Origin of the sequence: Mesorhizobium tamadayense (genome assembly GCF_003863365.1) — a bacterium.
GTDB lineage: Bacteria > Pseudomonadota > Alphaproteobacteria > Rhizobiales > Rhizobiaceae > Mesorhizobium > Mesorhizobium tamadayense.
Window position 1 is genome coordinate 1 of sequence record NZ_RQXT01000143.1, and the last position, 1,755, is coordinate 1,755.

The following is a 1,755-nucleotide window of genomic DNA, read 5'->3' on the forward strand; positions in this document are numbered from 1 at the left end:
CGCCACCACCGACGACATTCGCGGCGGCCGGTTCGGTGAGATCGAGCGCAACGCCCGCGAGGCTGTGGCACGCGCTAGGGCGTCGCTGGACGCGCGAGGTTGACCGCACTGCGCCAGGGAATTGCCGCAGAAAAGGGTGTCCGGGAATTACCGAAACACGCACAGGATTCGCCCGGCGCGAGAGGGGCCGTAACCAATGACTGCGGTCACGATATTCAATTGGGCAACGTAATGCCCCGTCTGATCTGTGAACCCGAAGTGCCCGCACCATAATGCACACTACGCAGCCTCGGGCATCCGATCCTAAGTGTCTTCGATGGGGTGGTTCACCTTGAGAGATCATCAGGTGTGCGAGGATGCACAACTCGATCCTCTGGACCCGGACGCCGAAATTCTAGCGGCTGTGGTTGTGGCTGTTTTTTCGGAACGCTTTCACCAGCGAACGCGAACTGCTGAAGGCGGTCAGATCTCTCCGGCAAAAGGTTACGGGAACCGATCAGATGCCTGGAAATTGCTAATTCAACCCTAGCGTCGGTCATGGGGCGTGAACTCAGCGCTCTGTCAGACCAAGGGGCTACCAAGCTGACCTTGCCGCGGGCCGTCAAAGGGCAATAGCGGCTTTCGGCGGAGCTGCGGTAGATCGAATGCCAAATCTGCTGCAGCTCATTCGGAGCTACGGATTTTGCCAGGCAGTAAACACGAGCCCCAGGGCTAAGGCCATTGCCGCATGCAGGACAGGCAAAGCCTTGGGTCCTCACTCCAATGCGCAACAGAGTGTGACCAAGATGGTCCGTGCCGCCGACCCACGGCCGCCGTCCCTCGCGTAGGCGGCGAATAATGACGAACAGGGCATCGATCAGGGGAACGGCAATCAACGCCAGAGAGGAGCCCAGCCCCCTTTCTGACGCGAGGAGCATAATTGCTGCACCGAGCAAAAGGCTTCCGCTATCGCCCATGAAGACGCAGGCAGGCGGATAGTTGAAACAGAGAAACCCCATGCAGGCACCCGCGCCGGCCATTCCGATATCTCCGCCGAGGCCGAAAAATGCGGCTGCGGCCGTGCCGGCAGCGAGGCCATCCGCGTGATCGAGCATGTTCACCTGTGGCTACCAATCGTCATCTGGTGATCCCGGCAAGTATAGCTCCCGCGGCCAGTGCCGCCGCCTTCGAAGCTGCAGAAAGCGACCGGACGTCATCGAGAGCGCCGATGAGGCAAAAACAGGCCAGCAGGAGGACATTTGTCACCGGAAGCCACGGTGACATGGCCACCAGCAGCGCGGGTCCCGCAAGACGCGGGACCTCGCCGGACGTATGCCATCGGTCACCCTTCACCTTAGAGACCGCCCCGACGCGCTTGGCAAGGCGAGCGAACAGCCAAACGCAGGGAACAGCTATGAGCAGCGCCCCGATGAACGGGACCAATGGACCAAGCGTCAAACCATCACTCGTTCGGTACGCATGTGCTCGATGCAATCCATGATCGTCTGCTGCGTGCTTCGCAGCGCACGCCATCCCGTCATGATGGTCAACAGACCTGTATCCGGGACGCGATCATATGTAGCGGCGAACCTTTCCCCATATACCGCGTTGGATGGCTTCATGACGATCGGCGCGTTCGTCCCGGCGGCTTCAACGACCATCCTCGCGAGCTTTGCGATCTGAACCGCTTCGCTGCCTCCCAGATTTACAGGCCGTCCTTGCAGCGAGCGACATTGCATAACCAAGAGCAATCCTTCGGCGGCGTCGGCTCGCCGC

General features: G+C 60.6%; 2 protein-coding genes. Both read right to left on the minus strand.

Annotated features, from left to right (window positions below; genetic code table 11):
- Window positions 1-326: 326 nt before the first annotated feature.
- Entirely contained in the window at window positions 327-1,094 is a 768-nt protein-coding gene (locus EH240_RS39560) for an MraY family glycosyltransferase (RefSeq protein ID WP_245436709.1), read from the minus strand.
- A gap of 339 nt (window positions 1,095-1,433) precedes the next feature.
- Window positions 1,434-1,755 (minus strand): NAD-dependent epimerase/dehydratase family protein (locus EH240_RS38655; protein WP_425374875.1); only part of this gene is annotated, 322 nt, incomplete at its 5' end.

Bases quoted from the DNA above. Each gene is read 5' to 3' on its own strand.
- EH240_RS39560 (WP_245436709.1), bottom strand. From the start codon at position 1,094: ATGCTCGATCACGCGGATGGCCTCGCTGCCGGCACGGCCGCAGCCGCA.